13 protein-coding genes are annotated in these 17,411 nt (G+C 70.9%); 8 read left to right on the top strand and 5 right to left on the bottom strand.

Going from position 1 to position 17,411, the window contains the following annotated elements:
• Positions 1 to 325: 325 nt before the first annotated feature.
• Positions 326 to 520: a hypothetical protein gene (locus H0E82_RS10395; RefSeq protein WP_180545385.1), complete on the top strand. Its 195-nt coding sequence runs from the start codon at positions 326 to 328 to the stop codon at positions 518 to 520.
• A gap of 313 nt (positions 521 to 833) precedes the next feature.
• Here H0E82_RS10395 and H0E82_RS10390 read toward each other — a convergent pair whose 3' ends face one another.
• The 4 genes from H0E82_RS10390 to H0E82_RS10375 form a co-directional block, all read right to left on the bottom strand.
• Positions 834 to 1,394: a DUF488 domain-containing protein gene (locus H0E82_RS10390; protein WP_180545384.1), complete on the bottom strand. Its 561-nt coding sequence runs from the start codon at positions 1,392 to 1,394 to the stop codon at positions 834 to 836.
• A gap of 125 nt (positions 1,395 to 1,519) precedes the next feature.
• The gene (locus tag H0E82_RS10385) at positions 1,520 to 2,449 is read right to left on the bottom strand and encodes an alpha/beta hydrolase (protein ID WP_180545383.1); all 930 of its coding nucleotides are present in this window, start codon (positions 2,447 to 2,449) and stop codon (positions 1,520 to 1,522) included.
• 19 nt (positions 2,450 to 2,468) lie between these two features.
• A complete protein-coding gene (locus H0E82_RS10380; protein ID WP_180545382.1) occupies positions 2,469 to 3,107 on the bottom strand; it encodes a TetR/AcrR family transcriptional regulator in 639 nt (212 codons plus the stop codon).
• Positions 3,108 to 3,362: 255 nt separating this feature from the next.
• Positions 3,363 to 5,438 (bottom strand): C1 family peptidase, encoded by a 2,076-nt coding sequence (locus H0E82_RS10375; RefSeq protein WP_180545381.1) that lies wholly within the window; start codon positions 5,436 to 5,438, stop codon positions 3,363 to 3,365.
• Between the two features lie 264 nt (positions 5,439 to 5,702).
• Between H0E82_RS10375 and H0E82_RS10370 the strand changes: the two genes are divergently transcribed.
• The 3 genes from H0E82_RS10370 to H0E82_RS10360 all read left to right on the top strand — a co-directional run bounded on the left by H0E82_RS10370 (position 5,703) and on the right by H0E82_RS10360 (position 10,093).
• On the top strand, positions 5,703 to 7,265 hold the full coding sequence (locus tag H0E82_RS10370; RefSeq protein ID WP_180545380.1) for a phospholipase D family protein: 1,563 nt from the start codon (positions 5,703 to 5,705) through the stop codon (positions 7,263 to 7,265).
• A 436-nt stretch (positions 7,266 to 7,701) separates the two neighbouring features.
• Entirely contained in the window at positions 7,702 to 8,805 is a 1,104-nt protein-coding gene (locus tag H0E82_RS10365; RefSeq protein WP_180545379.1) for a Glu/Leu/Phe/Val dehydrogenase, read from the top strand.
• Between the two features lie 130 nt (positions 8,806 to 8,935).
• A complete protein-coding gene (locus H0E82_RS10360; protein WP_180545378.1) occupies positions 8,936 to 10,093 on the top strand; it encodes an acyl-CoA dehydrogenase family protein in 1,158 nt (385 codons plus the stop codon).
• 160 nt (positions 10,094 to 10,253) lie between these two features.
• Here H0E82_RS10360 and H0E82_RS10355 read toward each other — a convergent pair whose 3' ends face one another.
• Entirely contained in the window at positions 10,254 to 13,103 is a 2,850-nt protein-coding gene (locus tag H0E82_RS10355; RefSeq protein ID WP_180545377.1) for a S8 family serine peptidase, read from the bottom strand.
• A gap of 166 nt (positions 13,104 to 13,269) precedes the next feature.
• Between H0E82_RS10355 and H0E82_RS10350 the strand changes: the two genes are divergently transcribed.
• The 4 genes from H0E82_RS10350 (at position 13,270) to H0E82_RS10335 (ending at position 17,260) form a co-directional block, all read left to right on the top strand.
• A complete protein-coding gene (locus H0E82_RS10350; protein WP_180545376.1) occupies positions 13,270 to 14,445 on the top strand; it encodes a thiolase family protein in 1,176 nt (391 codons plus the stop codon).
• 125 nt (positions 14,446 to 14,570) lie between these two features.
• Positions 14,571 to 14,903 carry a hypothetical protein gene (locus tag H0E82_RS10345; protein WP_180545375.1) on the top strand — a complete coding sequence of 111 codons (333 nt, stop codon included), beginning with the start codon at positions 14,571 to 14,573 and terminating at the stop codon, positions 14,901 to 14,903.
• Between the two features lie 229 nt (positions 14,904 to 15,132).
• Complete coding sequence (locus H0E82_RS10340) at positions 15,133 to 15,492, top strand: hypothetical protein (protein ID WP_180545374.1); 360 nt, start codon at positions 15,133 to 15,135, stop codon at positions 15,490 to 15,492.
• A 160-nt stretch (positions 15,493 to 15,652) separates the two neighbouring features.
• Positions 15,653 to 17,260 (top strand): carboxyl transferase domain-containing protein, encoded by a 1,608-nt coding sequence (locus tag H0E82_RS10335; protein WP_180545373.1) that lies wholly within the window; start codon positions 15,653 to 15,655, stop codon positions 17,258 to 17,260.
• Positions 17,261 to 17,411: the final 151 nt, after the last annotated feature.

The raw sequence follows: 17,411 nt of genomic DNA, 5'->3' as shown, positions 1-17,411 counted from the left end.
GGTCGCAGTGCTGGTGCGGTGCGGCCGTCGATCGATCGCCAGGCCGTCGGGCGTTGGTCCTTGTCGAGTGCACCGATGGGGACATGGGCCCTGCGCGACGCCAGCACGCGCGGGCACTCACATGGATCGGCCCGGCAGGACCCGCCGGGTGAGAGCGACCGGGTCGCGAGCCCTGCCCTGCGGCATACGGAGCCACGGCGCGGCGTCAACGTGCGGGCCTGTGCGTCGCCGGAAACGACCGAGTGCCTGGCCGCCCACCCGCCATGCCGATCCCTGCACGCGGTCCGGCGCAGCATCCGGTTCCCTCTCCACCACACGCCGTGCCATGACCCCGCTCGACAAGGCGCTCAAACGCGAAGTGCAGATCGACGATGCGCCGTATGTGCTCACCATCGATCCGGACGGCCTCAAGCTCGTACCCAAGGGCAAGCGCAAGGGGCTGGAGTTGCGCTGGCGCGAGCTGGTGAGCGGCGATGCGGCGCTGGCCACGGCATTGCAGGCGTCCCTGGAAGCGCGCTGATCGAGGCGGCCCGTTCGCTCCCCGCGGCACCCGCGATGGACGGGCCAAGCGCCAGCACCGCCGAGGCGCCGCCGCGCATCACGATCGCAAACGACCTGCCCGCCGTACCAGCGTGGACCAACCGGCCCGGACGGGCGGCCCGCCCGATCCAGGTGGCCTCACCACGCGAGCGAGAGGACGCGCGACCGGTGTCCGTCGTGGATCGATGGCCCGGCCGCTCGTGCGGGTATCGCTTCGGGCGCCCGCGGCTCGGTGCGCCACCCCGCTTGCCGCATGCGGAGGTGGCAAGCGCGATCGCCCGGACGAGGCTCCGTCAGAACAGGGCGCTCTGCGCCGGCGGGTAGACCAGGCGATCGCCCTCGATGCGGGCGTCGGGGTGCAACACGTGGGCCTGGACGTGCTTCGCATCGAGGATGTGGCAGACGGTGAGACCGCGGGCGGTGAGCAGGTCGGAAATCAGGCGGCGGTGGCAGCGCCACCACACCGCTTCGGCGCACATCAGTGCGGTGCGCCTGCCGGCGGCGAGGCCGAGTGCGGCGTCGAGGCCCTGGGCGAATTCGGCGCTGGCCATGTGGTCGGCGTAGCCCTGGAAGGCGGCATTGCGCCAGGCCCCGTTGGGCGAGCCCGCCTGTGCGCGGCGACGGCCGCCGAGCTGCGGCAACCACAGATAGTCCACGCCGGCTGCGGGCAGGTGTTCGGCCAGGGCCTCGCCGGCGAACCACGGATACCGCCGCGAGCCCGGGAACCGGCGCACGTCGGCGACGGCCTCGATGCGCTCGGCAGCGAGCAGTGCGAGGAAGTCGTCCCAGCTGCGCGTGGAGTGGCCGATGGTCCAGAGGGTGGTGACGTCGCGGGGCGGGCCCGGGTGTGGCATGCAGGTCGGGCCCGGCGGAGCGTCCGATTGGAGCGGAGGCGCCGTCGAAGCCGCGTCAGCTGACCTGTCGAGGCGCACGCATCGAGATGATGCGGCATCGCTGGCCCAGGCCCTGCCCGCCCGCGTCAGCAGACGCCGAAGGGCAGGTCCGGCGTGGACACGACGCGTTGCCCGACCGGGCGGCCCTGCAGGAAGGCGATCGCATCGGCGATCACGCCGGGATCGTTGGCGATGCGGTGATGGCCGAGGCCGGTGGTACTGAGCAGGGTCGCCCGCGGCCAGTAGCGGGCATACCGCTCGCCCTCGGCCCAGGGCACCTCGCGGTCCTCGAGGTCGTGCACCACCAGGGCCGGGCGCGCGATGCGCGGGGCGGTGACCTGCGCCTGGAAAGCCTCCACCGAGACGGCGTTGCGCGCCTGGAATTCATCGAAGATGCGCCGGCACAGATGCTGGGCCAGGCCGATGACGCCGCCGAACCGCCAGGCCGCCGCGACAGGATCGGCCGCGGGTGCGAGCAGGACGGCGCGGTCGGCCGGCAGGCCGCGGCTCAATGCCACCGCCGTGGCCGCGCCGCCGAGCGAATGCCCCACCACGCCGGCCAATGCGCCGAACTGCCCGGCCACGCAGGCCACGCCGTCCGCGAACATCGGCAGATGCGCGCGGCGCCCGGTGCTGCGTCCGTGCGCGGGCTGGTCGAACGCGATGACCGCGAAACCCGCCCGACGCAGTGGCGCCACCCAGGGCAGCAGCCACAGGCCGAAGCTGGACCAGCCGTGTGCCAGCAGCACGCGGGGCTGGGTGTCGGTGTCGCCCCAGCTGTAGACGGTCAGGCGCTCGTCGCCGAACGGAAGCTCGAAGCTGCGGGCGCCGGCCGCGTCCAGCGCGTGGGCCTTGGCACGTGGCCTGGCCATCGGCGTGCCGAACAAGTCGAAGGCGCTGCGCAGGGTGCTCGCCGGCGCCAGCCAGCTGCCCAGCCGGAAACGCGCGCGCAACAGGGCGAGGCCGAGCTGTTTTCGAACGGTCGTGCTTTTCAGTGGCGTGCGGATGGCGGCCATGGGGGCTCCGGAATCGGGATCAGGCGGTTGCGGTGGGAGTCGCGGAGGCGCCCGCGGGCGCCGCGGCATAGGACGCGAGCAGGCGATCGAGCGTGCGCAAGGCCAGCGGTTTGGCCTGCGCCGGGTCGTACAGGCGCGCGGTGTGCAGGCCTTCGGTGACGGCGAACAGCTCGAAGGCGAGCAGCGCCGGATCGGTGGAGGGCGCGAGCTCGCCGCTCTCCACGCACATGGCGATGGCGCGGGTGAGCTGCAGCCGCCAGTGCTGGAGCCAGCCGACGACGCGATCGCGCAGCAGGCCGGGGCGGGCGTCGTACTCGTTGGCCGCGCCGAGCATCACGCACCCGTCGGGATTGTCCACCACCCACTGGAACCAGCCCTCGGCGATCGCGCGCAGCCGTGGCAGGCCGCGCGGGCGGGCCAGCGCCGGGGTCACCACCGCGCGCGTGAACCGCTCGGCGGTCCAGTCGAGCACGCTCAGCTGCAGCTCCTCGCGCGAGCCGAAATGGGCGAACACCCCGCTCTTGGACATGCCGGCCGCGGCTGCCAGCTCCCCGATCGACAGACCCTCCAGTCCATGGCGCGCCGCGATGTCGAAGGCACGCTCGACGATCATCTCGCGCGTCGCGCTGCCCTTGCTGGTGGCGGGGTTGGGACTCATGGCGGTCAAAATAGAACGACCGTTCGTATTATTCAAGCCCCCCATGAGCGGGATACGCGTTCGTCGTCAGTCAGAAGCGGTACGCCTCGAGCGTTTTGCGGAGCGGCGGGCACGCCTGCCCTCATCGCACGGATCCGGGCGCCCTGTTGACACCGCGTCCGTCGCCGTCCCGGGCACTGTCAGGCGTCGCGGTGTCTCGCTGGGCCGCGATAAAAGGGAGCCCAGGGTATGGAAGCGGCCTGCGCGGCCCCGACCTCAGCCGCGCGTCGCCTGCCCGTCGAGTGCCTCGCACAGCTGCTGGCGACAGGCTTCAAGCCCGGCCTCGCTGCGATGGATGCGCACGCCGCCCTGCACCGCATCGCGCTGCCCGACGATGCGTGCCACCGTGGCCTGCAGCGTGGCGGGGTCGTCGTCGAAGCCGCCGTGGGTGGTGGCCGCGCTGCGGTCGGCGATGGGCACGGGGCCGGACGGCACCGGCGCCTGGATCCAGTCCAGCCGCCGCGTGGCCAGCAGGTCACGGATGCCGTCGTGGAGCTCGATGAACCGAGCCATGCCGAGCAACGGCGTGCCGTGGCGGTGCTCGCGGCGCACCCAGCTGCGCGCCCGCGCCTCGAAGGCGTGGGCCACCAGGTACAGAAGCGACTTGTTGTAGACCCGTGCGCAATGGTCGTCCTGCTCGGCCTGGTCGGACAGGGTGAACAGCGCGCCGTGGCCGATGCGGCCGTCGGCCAGCGCGGGCGCGAAACTCTCTTCGAACAGGCCCATGGTCATCGCCGGCGCCCACAGCGAGACGCTGGCCACCGGCAGCCCGAGCCCCTGCATACCCGCCGCCGGACCGCTCGTCACCAGTCCCCTGGTGGTGAGCAGCTGGGCCAGCGGCGCGAGCAGGATCGACCCGGCGCTGTGCCCGACCAGATGCAGCTCGACATCCGGATCGGCCTGCATCCACTCGCCCAGCAGGCGCGCCACCTGGGCCGCGCCGCCGGCCTCGGTGAGGGTGTCGCCGTCGCGCACGACGGCGGTGGTCGCCAGCCGCGCGTTCTCCTTCATCTCGTCCCACAGGGCCTTGCCGCCGAGGGTGCGGGCGAGCGGTTCGATGGTGTCGTCGATGCGGTCGAGTAGCAGGCCCTTGGCGCGGTCCATCAGGCCCTCGCTGCGCGGGCGTACGGCGTCGCGCAGGATGTTGCCGAGCGTGCTCCACAGGTCGCTCTTCCATACGAAGCACAGCGGATACACCTGCTGCGGCAGCATCAGCTCGCGCAGATCGGCGACGCGCTGGATGGCGGCCTGCTCGGGCACGAGGCCGCCGTGGGCGTAGAGCACGACGCGCTTCTTCGGCCAGTCGCGGGTGATGCGTGGCAGATCCTCGCGCACCAGGTTGCGGACCGCCTCCTGGGTGGTCCCGAAGCGCCCGCCGGTGCGCAGCCGGCCGTCGTTGCCGAGGCTGACCACGTGCGGACGCAGATCGGCCTGGGCATAGCCGTTGGACTGGCGGGCGAGGATCGAATTGCTGGCCGCGGTGGCCTGGGCGCGCTGCAGGCGCACCGGCACCGCCAGCCGCGCCACCCAGACATCGGTGCCGCGTTGCAGCCACTCGTCGTAGCTCACCCAGCCGAACCCGCGCCTGCCCCAGCGCGTGCCCCAAGAGTTCTGGATCCAGAAGCCGCCCTGGTCGTAGCCGACGATGGCGAAGGCGTGATAGCCGTCGATGCGCTGCTGCGCCCACTCGATCACGCCCGACGCGGGCGGCGACAGCCAGCCGGCATGCACCGCGGACGAGGCGTAGAGCACGCCCACCTCGGCGAACGCGGCATGCATGGCGACGAGGTCCTTGTGGTTGACGCGGTAATAGGCGCCGAGCGGATGCGCCTGGGCGGCACGGGCGCGGTCCTCGGTGTAGACCTCGTCGAGCGGTCCGGCGGTGTCGGGCCAGGCGTCCTCGGCACAGACCCCGTGCCGGTGCCAGCCCTTCATCGCGCCGCGGCAGCTCGAGCCCTCGTAGTCCTCGCCTTCCCACTCGTCGTAGCGGCGGGCCATGTCGTAGAGCATGCGGGTGCTCACGCGCAGGGTCACCGGCTCGGGACGGCGGCGGCGCAGCAGGGCATGGGCCACGGTGGCCAGGCCGTACGCGGTGCAGGCGCCCTCCCCGCCCTGGTCCAGCACGGGCACGCGCAGCGCCGTGAAGCCGGCCAGCGGCATTTCGCTGGGCACGTCGACCAGGGTGGGCTCGAACATGCGGTCACGGAAATCGGCGGTATCGGGACGGGCATCGAATCGCCGCGCCGGCGGCGTGCGCGGCGCGCGGCGCCGGGTCGGGGTCTGGGTGGCCATGCATCCTCCTGCGTGTCCAGGTGCAACGCGGCGCGCGCGGCGCAGCGGCCGCACGCGGTGGATCCCCCTGGAGGAAGTGTGCCTGCGTCCGATCTCACCGCGTGCGTCCTCGAGGCCCGTCGCTCCGCCGCGGCCGGTCGACGATGCGCGGGCCGCGGCGCGATGGCCGGACACGGCATGACCGTCAGGGGGCGCGCAGGCCCGATGCGCTGCCGTCCGGCCGAATCTGCGATGCTTGCGCGCATTCGGGGGGCACGGGTCGCAATGAAGAAGCGCGTCAAGAAAATCGTCGGCTGGGGGCTGTTCACCCTCGTGGTGATGGCGGTCAGCAGCATCTTCGTCGCCGACCATCTGCTGCCGCCGGCCAGCGGCCGGCCGAGCACCGCCCTGCCGCTGGCCGACGACGCCACCGCGCTGGACCGCGAACTCGTGCCGCTGCTGGCCGAGCGGCCCGGCCGCACCGGCGCCATCCTGCTGCCCGACGGCATCGACGCCTACGCCGCGCGGGCGATCTCCGCGCGCCAGGCCGGGCGCAGCCTCGACCTGCAGTACTACATCTGGCACGACGACCTGACCGGCCGGATGCTCGCCAACGAGGCCTGGAAGGCGGCCGAGCGCGGCGTGCGCGTACGCATCCTGCTCGACGACATCGGCATCGGCGACATGGACGAGACCCTGCTGGCGATGGACTCGCACGAGAACATCGAGCTGCGCGTCTACAACCCGTTCCGCAACCGTGCCGGCCTGCTGCGCCTGCTCGAGATGGTGCAGCGCGCTTGGGGCGTGAACCATCGCATGCACAACAAGGCCTGGATCGCCGACGGCCGGGTGGCGGTGGTCGGCGGGCGCAACATCGGCGTGGAGTACTTCAGCGCCGCCGAGGAGTTCAACTTCCACGATCTCGACATCGTGCTGTTCGGGCCGGCCGTGGCCGACACCAGCGCGATCTTCGACGACTTCTGGAACAGCGAAGCCGCGATTCCGATCGCCGCACTCAACCGCAAGCCGCCGGCCACGATCCGCGAGGTGCTCGCGCGGATCCACGACGAGTCGAGCAGCGACGAGGCGCGGCGCTTCCTCGATGCGATGGACGTCTCGCCGAGCGTGCGCCGGTACTTCTCGCGCGAGCTCACGCCGGTCTGGACCGAGGGCGTGCGCGTGCTGTCCGATCCGCCGATCAAGGTCCGGGGCGAAGGCCGGGAGAACTGGCTGGTGGACCATCTGCTCGACGAGATCACCTCGGCGAGGACCGCGGCCCTGCTGATCTCGCCCTACTTCGTTCCCGGCCAGCAGAGCGCCGAGGATCTGGTGGCGCTGGCCGGCCGCGGCGTGCACGTCTCGGTGGTGACCAATTCGCTGGCCGCCAACGACGTGGTGGCCGTGCACGGCGGATACGCGCGCTATCGCAAGGCGCTGCTGGAAGGCGGCGTGCGCCTGTTCGAAACCCGCAGCCAGGCGGAGGCCCAGGCCGCGAGCAGCGTGTTCGGCAGCAGCGGCGCCAGCCTGCACACCAAGGCGGTGCTGATCGACGGCAGTCGCGGCTTCGTCGGCTCGTTCAATCTCGATCCGCGCTCGGCCAACCTCAACACCGAGATGGGCGTGTTGTTCGACGATCCCGCGCTGGGCGCGGAACTGCTGGCCGAGTATCTGCATCTGGTGGGCCCGGACATGAGCTACTGGGTCTACCTGGACGCGGAGGGCAGCCTGCGCTGGCTCGACCGCGCGGCGTCGCCGCCGATCGCGTTGAGCCGGGAGCCGGACAGCACCCGACGCCAGCGCGCGACGGCGCAGGTGGTGCGCTGGCTGCCGATCGAATCGCAGCTCTGAGACGGCGCCTACGCCGTCGATCCGGTCGAGCTTCGACCGGGTTCGGGCGCGCGAGGCGTGCGGGCGCGGTCGGTGCACCACCGGCACTCGCATCCCGCCTGGAATGACGCGCCGGCCGGGTGGTCCGGCCAGGCCGCGGTGGGCGGAAGGCAGGCGCTCCGCGGCCCGCGCTGACGGCCATTCGAATGGTGCCGCGATTGGTGCGTTGCACCACCGCCTGCCCCCTCAATCGAGGCGCAAGCCGTTGATTCCATTGGGAAGGAAGCGGAATAGTTGCGTCTTCAACCAATTCCACATCGACCCGCGTAAAATGCCGCGCTCATCGCCACTACCGCGGCCCCGTCCGATCCTCCGGCCCCTCTGGCCGGTCGCTCCAGCCCCCTCGCCGCCCCAGCCACCACACGTGCCGGGCCTTTCGCCCGCGACGGAGTTTTGAATGATTTTCGAGCACCTCGACACCTACGGCCACGAGCAGGTCGTGTTCTGCCACAACAAGGACGTGGGCCTGAAGGCGATCATCGCGATCCACAACACCGTGCTGGGCCCCGCGCTGGGCGGCACGCGCATGTGGCCGTACGAGTCGGAACAGGACGCGCTCAACGACGTGCTGCGCCTGTCGCGCGGCATGACCTACAAGAACGCGGTGGCCGGCCTGAACATCGGTGGCGGCAAGGCGGTGATCATCGGCGATCCGGCGGTCGATAAGTCCGAGGCGCTGTTCCGTGCGTTCGGCCAGTTCGTGGAATCGCTGGGTGGCCGCTACATCACCGCCGAGGACGTCGGCATCGACGTCAACGACATGGAATACGTCTACCGCGAAACCCAGTTCGTCACCGGCGTGCACCAGGTGCACGGCGGCTCGGGCGATCCCTCGCCGTTCACCGCCTACGGCACGCTGCAGGGCCTGCTGGCCGCGCTGAACCGCAAGTTCGGCAACGAGGACGTCGGCAACTACAGCTACGCCGTCCAGGGCCTGGGCCATGTCGGCATCGAGTTCGTGAAGCTGCTCAAGGAACGCGGCGCGAAGATCTTCGTCACCGACATCAACAAGGACCGCGTCGAGCGCGCCGTCAGCGAATACGGCGCCGAAGCCGTGGGCCTGGACGAGATCTACGACGTCGACGCCGACGTGTATTCGCCCTGCGCACTGGGCGGCACCGTCAACGAGAAGACCCTGCCGCGCCTGAAGGCCAAGATCATCTGCGGCGCGGCCAACAACCAGCTGGCCAACAACGCGATCGGCGACGAGGTGGAGAAGCGCGGCATCCTCTACGCGCCCGACTACGCGGTCAACGCCGGCGGCGTGATGAACGTGTCGCTCGAGATCGACGGCTACAACCGCGAGCGCGCGATGCGGATGATGCGCACGATCTACCACAACCTCACCCGCATCTTCGAGATCGCCGAGCGCGAGGGCATCCCGACCTACCGCGCGGCCGATCGCCTGGCCGAGGAGCGGATCGAGGTCATCGGCAAGCTCAAGCTCCCGCTCGGACGCGCGCAGCCGCGCTTCCAGGGCCGGATCCGCGGCGGCAGCTGATCCGTACAGACGATGGGGCCTTGTGCCCCATCGTCGTCTGCGGCGCCCGGCATATCCGCCGGACACCCGTTTTCCGCGCGTGCGACGCGCAGTGGCCGTGCCAGACGGCCCGACCGCAACAGGAGATTCCATGCGTACTTTTCCGCTTGGCGAGGAACTCGACGCGCTGCGCGACGCCGTGCGCCGCTTCGCCGAGGCCGAGATCGCCCCGCGCGCCGCAGCCATCGACCACGACAATGCATTCCCGCAGGAGCTGTGGCCCAAGCTCGGCGAGATGGGCCTGCTCGGCCTCACCGTGCCGGGCGAGTACGGCGGCAGCGACATGGGTTACCTCGCGCACCTGGTCGCGATGGAGGAGATCTCGCGCGCGTCCGGTTCGGTGGGCCTGAGCTACGGCGCGCATTCGAACCTGTGCGTGTCCAACCTGTACGCGAACGGCAACGATGCGCAGCGCAGCCGCTATCTGCCGAAGCTGTGCACCGGCGAGTGGAAGGGCGCGCTGGCGATGAGCGAGCCCGGCGCGGGATCGGACGTGGTCGGCTCGATGAGCTGCCGCGCGGAGCTGCGCGGTGACGTCTGGGTGGCCAACGGCAACAAGATGTGGATCACCAACGGCCCCGAGGCCGACGTGCTGATCGTCTACATGCGCACCGCCGGCAAGGACGCGGGCAGCAAGTGCATGACCGCGTTCCTGGTCGAGAAGGGCATGCCAGGCTTCCGCACCGCGCAGAAGCTCGACAAGCTCGGCATGCGCGGCTCCAACACCTGCGAGCTGGTGTTCGAGGACTGCGAAATCCCGGCGGCGAACGTGCTTGGCGAGGTCCATGGCGGGGTCAAGGTGCTGATGCGCGGCCTCAACACCGAACGCCTGGTGCTGACCGGCGGCCCGCTGGGCCTGATGCAGGCGGCGATGGACCTGGCCCTGCCCTACGTGCGCGAGCGCCGGCAGTTCGACGCGGCCATCGGCACCTTCGGCATCATGCAGGCGAAGATCGCCGACATGTACACGGCGCTGCAGTCGGCGCGCGCGTTCGCCTACCAGGTGGGGCGCGACTACGATGCCGGGCACGCGAGCCGCGTCGACGCCGCGAGCTGCCTGCTGCACGCCTCCGAGGCCGCCGTGCAGGTCGCCCTGGAAGCCATCCAGACCTTGGGCGGCAACGGCTACATCAACGAGTACCCGGCGGGCCGCATCTTGCGTGATGCCAAGCTCTACGCCATCGGCGCGGGCACCAACGAGATCCGTCGCATGCTGATCGGGCGCGAGCTGTTCGACGGCAGGAACTGATCGGCCGGCCGCATGCGTCGCCGGCGCGTGCCGCGGTGTGGTGGCGGATCGCGATACCGCGGTCCACCCCCACTATGCACGGCGTGCCGCGCGAGCGGGCGCCGTCCACGACGAGAACGGCCGCCGGAGGGCGGCCGTTCCTGCTCGCCGGCGTGACGCGTCAGAAACCGTAGGCGAAGCGCAGCGACGCCATCCGGTCCGTCCCGCGCGGACCGAAGCGCTGGTCGACACCGAACGCCATCCGCGCCCGGGGCGACAGCCACGATTCGATTCCGAGACCGGCGATCCCGCCCGACCGCGCAGGCGACAGGCCCGCGATCGGCGCCCAGGCCTCGATCCCGGTGAAGCTGGCCTGCAGGTCGAAACCGCTGGCCGCAAGCGTGTGCTGCCACTCGCCGTAGCCGTGCAGCGCGAACCCCGGCGCCCCCCAGCGCGCGCGCAGGCCGGCGATCGCCTGGGTACGCGAGACATCCCATCCCGCGCTGCGCAGGCCGAAGCCGTCGCCGCCGAGCTCGTCGAAACCGTCGCTGCGCAGGCGGACCTGTTCGGCGCCGAGGTAGGGCCCGAACTCGGCACCGCCCACGTGCCAGCGACGCCCCGCCTCGACCGCGGCCTGCGTGTAACGGCCCGAGTAGCGCGCCGAGACACCCTGCCAGTCCGCGCCGGCGAAAAGCTGACGCTGCATGTCGCGCTCGAACCGGCCACTGCCCAGCTGCCCCGCGATGTAACCGGTGCCGAAGGCGTGCGCCAGGTAGACCTGGGCCTGGGTCTGCCGATCCCGGTTCCGGTCCCCGAGCGTCGTGAATCCATCGCCGTGCAGTTCGCCGAAGGCGAGGCCGGTGACGAGCCCATTGGCCAGCAGATGGTCGCGCCCGATGCTCCAGCCATCGACGCTGAAGCCGTCGCGCGCGAAACCGCCGACCCCGCCCTGCCCCATGGCCTCGCGCCAGACACCGGCGCGGCTGTCCGATGCGGCCAGGGCGCCGATCCGCGACGCGACCGTACGACGGCCCATGTCGATGGTGTCGAAGGTGGCGCCGAGTGCCCGCGCATGCTGTGCACCGGACAGGCTGTCGAGCGCAGTCAATGCCGCCGCCTCGCCCTGGATGCTCTGGAAGACGCCTGCAGTGCGGACGAAGCCGTCCGATGTTGCGCCTTCGAGTGCCGACGGCTCGCGATCGATGCGACCGAACGCACCTTCCACGCGCTGCGCCGAACCGAGGGACTGCGCCGTGGCGCCCGCGATCGACGTCGCCGCCGAGGTCACATTGAGGCGGATGACGTCGATCCAGGCGAGATTGGTGTCGTAGCGGAGATTGCCTTCCAGGAAGACCCCTGGCCCCTGCGTCAGCGTAGCGAAGCGCCCCGTGATGCCGCCCGCCGCCTCCACGACGTTTTCGCGTCGCTGATGGGTATAGCCGCCGATGATGCCGGTGACCTGCAGGTCGCCCGCGAGACTCGCGGTGCCGCTGACCTGCAGGGGCGCACCGATCTGCCACGCGAGGCGGCCCGTCTCCGCCTGCTGGAAACTTCCGCTGATCGTCCGTGCCGGCGTGTTTCCCGTGACGGCGAATGTTCCGCGATTGACGAGATTGCCGCCGATCCGCTCGCCGCCGAGCTGCAAGGTCGCACCCGGCTCCACCGTTGCCGCGCCTGGAATGGACGACGACACGAAGGCCAGGGTCCCGCCCTCGGCACGCGTCGCGCCGCCGAACTCCGCGACGCCGGTCAATCGCAAGATGCCGCCGCCCCGCTTGACCAGTCCGCCGGCGCCACTGATGTCGTTCGCCCAGGTCGAGGTACCGCTGCTGAAATTCGCGGTGACCGTGCCCCAGTCGAACTTCGCCGGACCGCGCACCGCACGGCCCACGTCGAGCGCGCCGTAGCCGAACACCGGGTCCACGCCCGCCGCGCCGATGTCGGTCGCGGTACCGAGGATGGTCTGGCGCACGAGATCGTTGTCGAAATACGGGAATGCCTCCCACACCAGCGCAGCCGCGCCGGAGACCAGCGGGGCCGCCAGCGAAGTGCCGTTGTACTTCCAGTAGTCCGGCGCATCGGGCGCGTTGTTGGTGCCGGTCACGACCACGGTGCCGGGCGCGACGAGGCAGTAGCGCATCGCAACGCCGCAGGCATTGGAATAGGACGCGAGCTGGCTGGTGCTGTTTTCGGCCAGGGCCGATACGGTGAGCCAGCCGCGCTCGAGATCGGCACCCGGCCGCTGGCCGTTGGCCGCCGCCTGGCTCGGCAGCGCGGCGAGATCAGAGGGATTGGCACGCGATGCATTGCCCGAGGCGAAGACCACGAGTCCCCCGTGCTGGACCACGAACGGCCGGTACTCGGCGGCGATCGGCGCGATCGTCGCCGGGTTCGGGATGTACAGCCCGCCCCACGAGTTGTTCATGATCCGCACGTTGCGGTTCATGAGGTCGCGGTGGATCGGCTCCAGGCCCAGCGGACCGTCGACCGGGTTGCCGTTGCCCGAGCCATCGTCCACCGGCGGCTTGTCGGAAATGATGCGCGCCGAGACCACGGTCGCGCCCGGGGCCACGCCGCCGGGCCAGGCCCCGAAGGGGCGTCCGGCCGCGGTCTGCGCCACGGCGGTGCCATGACCCGCCACGTCGTCCACGTCGACGTTGTTGGTGGTGCGATTGACGTAGATCAGGTTGTCGGTCACGCGGCCGCGCAGCGCCGGGTGGTTGCGGTTGATGCCGCTGTCGAGGAAGCCGATGCGCACGCCGACGCCGGTGAGGCCGGCTTCGTGCGCGGCATACGTGTTGGTATCGGCGAGATGGCGGCTGTAGGCGGGGTTGGGCGGCTGGACCACCGCGGGTGGCGGCGTCGTCGGTGGCGGCGGGGCCGGTGGCGGAGCCGCAGGCGGCGGCGATGGCTGCACCAGGCCGCCTCCCGACCCGCCACCGCCGCACGCGGCGACGACGCTGGCCAGCGCACACGCGAGCAACGCCCGCCGGGGGGCGCGACCGCGCGCCTGAGTCCGATCACCCTTCATTGCTGTCTCCCGCGCACACCGGCGCACCGTCCGAGTCCCTGTGCGCGTATCTATACGCGGAAACCTGCGCGCCTTCCATCGGGGGTTCACCCATCGCGGCGACTTTGCCGCGCTGCGGATGCGATAATCCGCGCCCTGTGCTGTTCACTACCGGAGTCCGTCCGTCATGAGCGAGATCGTCATCGTCGGTGCCAAGCGCACCCCCATCGGCTCGATGCTGGGCCAGTTCACCGGCGTGCCCGCCACGACGCTCGGCGCGACCGCCATCCGCGCGGCGCTGGCGCACGCGGGCGTCGCCCCCGAGCTGGTCGACGAGGCCATCATGGGCTGCGTCCTGCCCGCCGGCCTCGGCCAGGCGCCGGCGCGCCAGGCCTCGCGCGCTGCGGGCATCCCCGACGCTGCGGGTTGCGTCACCATCAACAAGGTCTGCGGCTCGGGCATGCAGGCGGTGATGTTCGGCCACGACCTCATCAAGGCCGGCACTGCGAAGTTCGTCGTCGCCGGCGGCATGGAATCGATGACCAATGCACCGCACCTGCTCAACGGCTCGCGCACGGGCATCCGCTACGGCAGCACCGAGATGCTCGACCACATGGCATGGGACGGCCTGACCAATCCCTACGACGGCAAGTCGATGGGCGTGTTCGGCGACATCGCCTGCACCAAGTACGAATTCAGCCGCGAGGATCTGGACGCCTACGCGACCGAAAGCGCGCGGCGTGCGAATCACGCGATCCAGTCGGGCGCGTTCAAGGACGAGATCGCGCCGGTCACCGTCGCCTCGCGCAAGGGCGACGTCGAGCACGACACCGACGAGCAGCCCGGGCGCATCCAGCCCGACAAGATCCCGGGCCTGCGCGCCGCGTTCGGCAAGGAAGGCCGGCTCACCGCTGCCAGTTCATCGAGCATTTCCGATGGTGCAGCGGCGCTCGTGTTGACCTCGGCCGACGAGGCGAGGACCCAGGGCCTGACTCCGCTGGCGCGCATCGTCGCCCACGCCCGCCACTCGCAGGAGCCGGAATGGTTCACCACCGCGCCGCTCGGAGCGATCCGCAACGTGCTGGACAAGGCCGGCTGGAGTGTCGGCGACGTGGATCTGTTCGAAATCAACGAGGCGTTCGCGAACGTCGCGATGACGCCGATGAAGGAGTTGGGCATCCCGCACGACCGCTTGAATGTGAATGGGGGCGCACTGGCCCTCGGGCATCCGATCGGCGCAAGCGGCGCCCGACTCGTCGTGACGCTGGTCCACGCACTCAAGGCGCGCGGCCTCAAGCGCGGCGTTGCCTCGCTGTGCATTGGTGGCGGTGAAGCGACGGCAATTGCCGTGGAAATGGCGTGAACTTCGGATAACGTGTTTTTTACGAAAAAACCACGCGCCGCCGCTTGACACCCGTTCACGGCTTGTCATCATGTTGCCGGCGCGCATTAAGCGCGTTGCCCACACTTTCAGACGAGGAAGACACCATGACGATCAACAAGGCACTGCTTGCCCTGGCCCTGGGCCTGGCCCTGGCCGCCTGCAGCAACGCTGACCAGGCCCAGAGCTCGGCCGAAGGCGCTGCCGAAGCCGCTGCCGACGCGCAGACGGCTGCCAACGAGGCTGATCCGGCCCTGGCCGGCACCGCCCAGGCCGCTGCCGACGACGCCGCTGCCGCTGCCGACGCTGCTGCCGACGCCGCTGCGAACGCTGCCGGCGCCGGCACCGACGCTGCTGCCGAGCACGCTGCCGACGCGGCCGACCACGCCGAGCAGAAGGCTGAAGACGCGGCCGACGCCGCGGAAGAAACCACGCCGTAATTCGCTCCGGTGGCCATCGGCCACCGACGGTGAATCTGGAAAGCCGCCGGTCTCCGGCGGCTTTTCTTTTGCGCGTCTCCCCGCCTCGCAGGCGCGCTCGCGCGGGGATCGTCTGCGGCACGCCTCTTCCATTCAGCCGACGCCGCGGCGAGGTGCCGGATTCGCGTCGTCCTCACGCAGGCCGATCGACCATCCGCGCCACCCCACGAGGGCCTACAGGAGACCTGCCATGCGTTTCACCCTGATGACCGCGGCCGCCGCCACCGTGCTTGCACTGGCCGCCTGCACCAACACCTCGCCGGATGCCCAGCGCGAGCGCGCCGAAGCCGAAGCGGCCACCGACAATGCCGGCCGCGCCATCTCCGACGCGGCATCCGCGACCGGCCAGGCGGCGCGCGAAAGCGCAGACGCCGCGGCCGCCGCGAGCGCCGATGCGGCCCGTGAAGCACGCATTGCCGGCGACGAGGCGGCTGCGCGCACCGAGGCCGCCGCGCGCGACGCCGCCGCTGCCACCGGACGCGCGACCCAGCGCGCCGGCGAGGCGATCGAGGACACCGGCGAGCGCATCGAGGAGCGCGCAGACCGCTGATCGAGGCGCGCAGCTGCATGTCCCACGAGGCCCGCCGACGCGGGCCTCGTGCGTTGGATGCCGCCCTGTTTCGCCCGATGCATCCCGCCGGCGGCGGCGACGGCCTGCGCGCGCGCGGTCGCTTCCGTATCCTTGCGGTTTTCACCAGGCGACTTTCCGGATGCCGGCACTGACCTCGCAACTCGATCCGCGCTCGGCGGACTTCACCGCCAACGCCGACTATCACCGCGCTCTGGCTGCCGAGCTGCGCACGCGTCTCGAACGCGCGGCCGCGGGCGGCGGCGAGCAGGCCCAGGCGCGGCACACGGGGCGTGGCAAGCTCCTGGCGCGCGACCGGGTCACCACCCTGCTCGACCCGGGGTCGCCGTTTCTCGAGATCGCACCGCTCGCCGCCGAGGACATGTACGACGGCGCTGCCCCCGCGGCCGGCGTGGTCGCCGGCATCGGGCGCGTCCAGGGGCAGGAAGTGGTCGTCGTCGCCAACGATGCCACCGTCAAGGGCGGCACCTACTTCCCGATGACGGTGAAGAAGCATCTGCGCGCGCAGGAGATCGCGCGCGAGAACCGGCTGCCCTGCGTGTACCTGGTCGATTCGGGCGGTGCCTTCCTGCCGCTGCAGGACGAGGTGTTCCCGGACAGGGAGCATTTCGGCCGGATCTTCTACAACCAGGCGCGGATGAGTGCGGAGAACATCCCGCAGATCGCCGTCGTCATGGGCAGCTGCACCGCGGGCGGCGCCTACGTGCCGGCGATGTGCGACGAGTCGATCATCGTCAAGGACCAGGGCACGATCTTTCTCGGCGGCCCACCGCTGGTGAAGGCCGCGACCGGCGAAGTGGTGGACGCCGAAGCGCTCGGTGGCGCCGACGTGCACACCAGCCTGTCCGGCGTGGCCGACCACTTCGCCGAGGACGACGCCCATGCGCTGCAGATCGCCCGCGACATCGTCGGTCATCGCAACCGGCGCCGCAGCGTGCCGGTGGCGTTGCGCGAACCACGCGAGCCGCTGTACGCCGCCGACGAGCTCTACGGCATCGTGCCCAGGGACACCCGGCGCCCGTTCGACATCCGCGAGGTCATCGCGCGCATCGTCGACGGCAGTGCGTTCGACGAGTTCAAGGCGCGCTACGGCAAGACCCTGGTGACCGGTTTCGCCCACATCCACGGCGTGCCGGTCGGCATCGTGGCCAACAACGGCATCCTCTTCTCCGAGAGCGCGCTCAAGGGCGCGCACTTCATCGAGCTGTGCAACCAGCGCGGCATCCCGCTGGTCTTCCTGCAGAACATCACCGGCTTCATGGTCGGCCGCAAGTACGAGAACGCGGGCATCGCCAAGGACGGGGCGAAGATGGTCACCGCGGTCGCGTGTTCGAGTGTGCCCAAGTTCACCGTGGTCATCGGCGGCAGCTTCGGCGCCGGCAACTACGCGATGTGCGGCCGCGCCTACGGCGGCCGGTTCCTGTGGATGTGGCCCAACGCGCGCATCAGCGTGATGGGCGGCGAGCAGGCGGCCAGCGTGCTGGCCACCGTGCGCCGCGACGGGATCGAAGGCAAGGGCGGCAGCTGGAGCGCCGAGGACGAGGACGCCTTCAAGGCACCGGTGCGCCAGCAGTACGAGGACCAGGGCAGCCCGTGGTACGCGACCGCGCGGCTGTGGGACGACGGCATCATCGATCCCGCCGACACGCGACGCGTGCTGGGCCTCGGCTTGACCGCATCGCTCAATGCGCCGATCGAGCCGGCGCGCTTCGGCGTGTTCCGGATGTAGACCGCGGTGCACCTGCAGTCGCGCCTGCGCAATGTGTCGCAAGTCCCTGCCGGTTCTCGATTCCGCTGCACGGGTCACAGTCGGGGTCGTTCGCCCGCGTGCTAGGCTCGACCTCCGCGTCCGCCGGTCGACTGCGGCGGCGCGATTCCCC

Source organism: Luteimonas deserti (genome assembly GCF_013425765.1).
GTDB lineage: Bacteria > Pseudomonadota > Gammaproteobacteria > Xanthomonadales > Xanthomonadaceae > Luteimonas > Luteimonas deserti.
The sequence above is the reverse complement of the archived record's forward strand: the minus strand, read 5'-3'. Positions and strand labels throughout refer to the sequence as shown.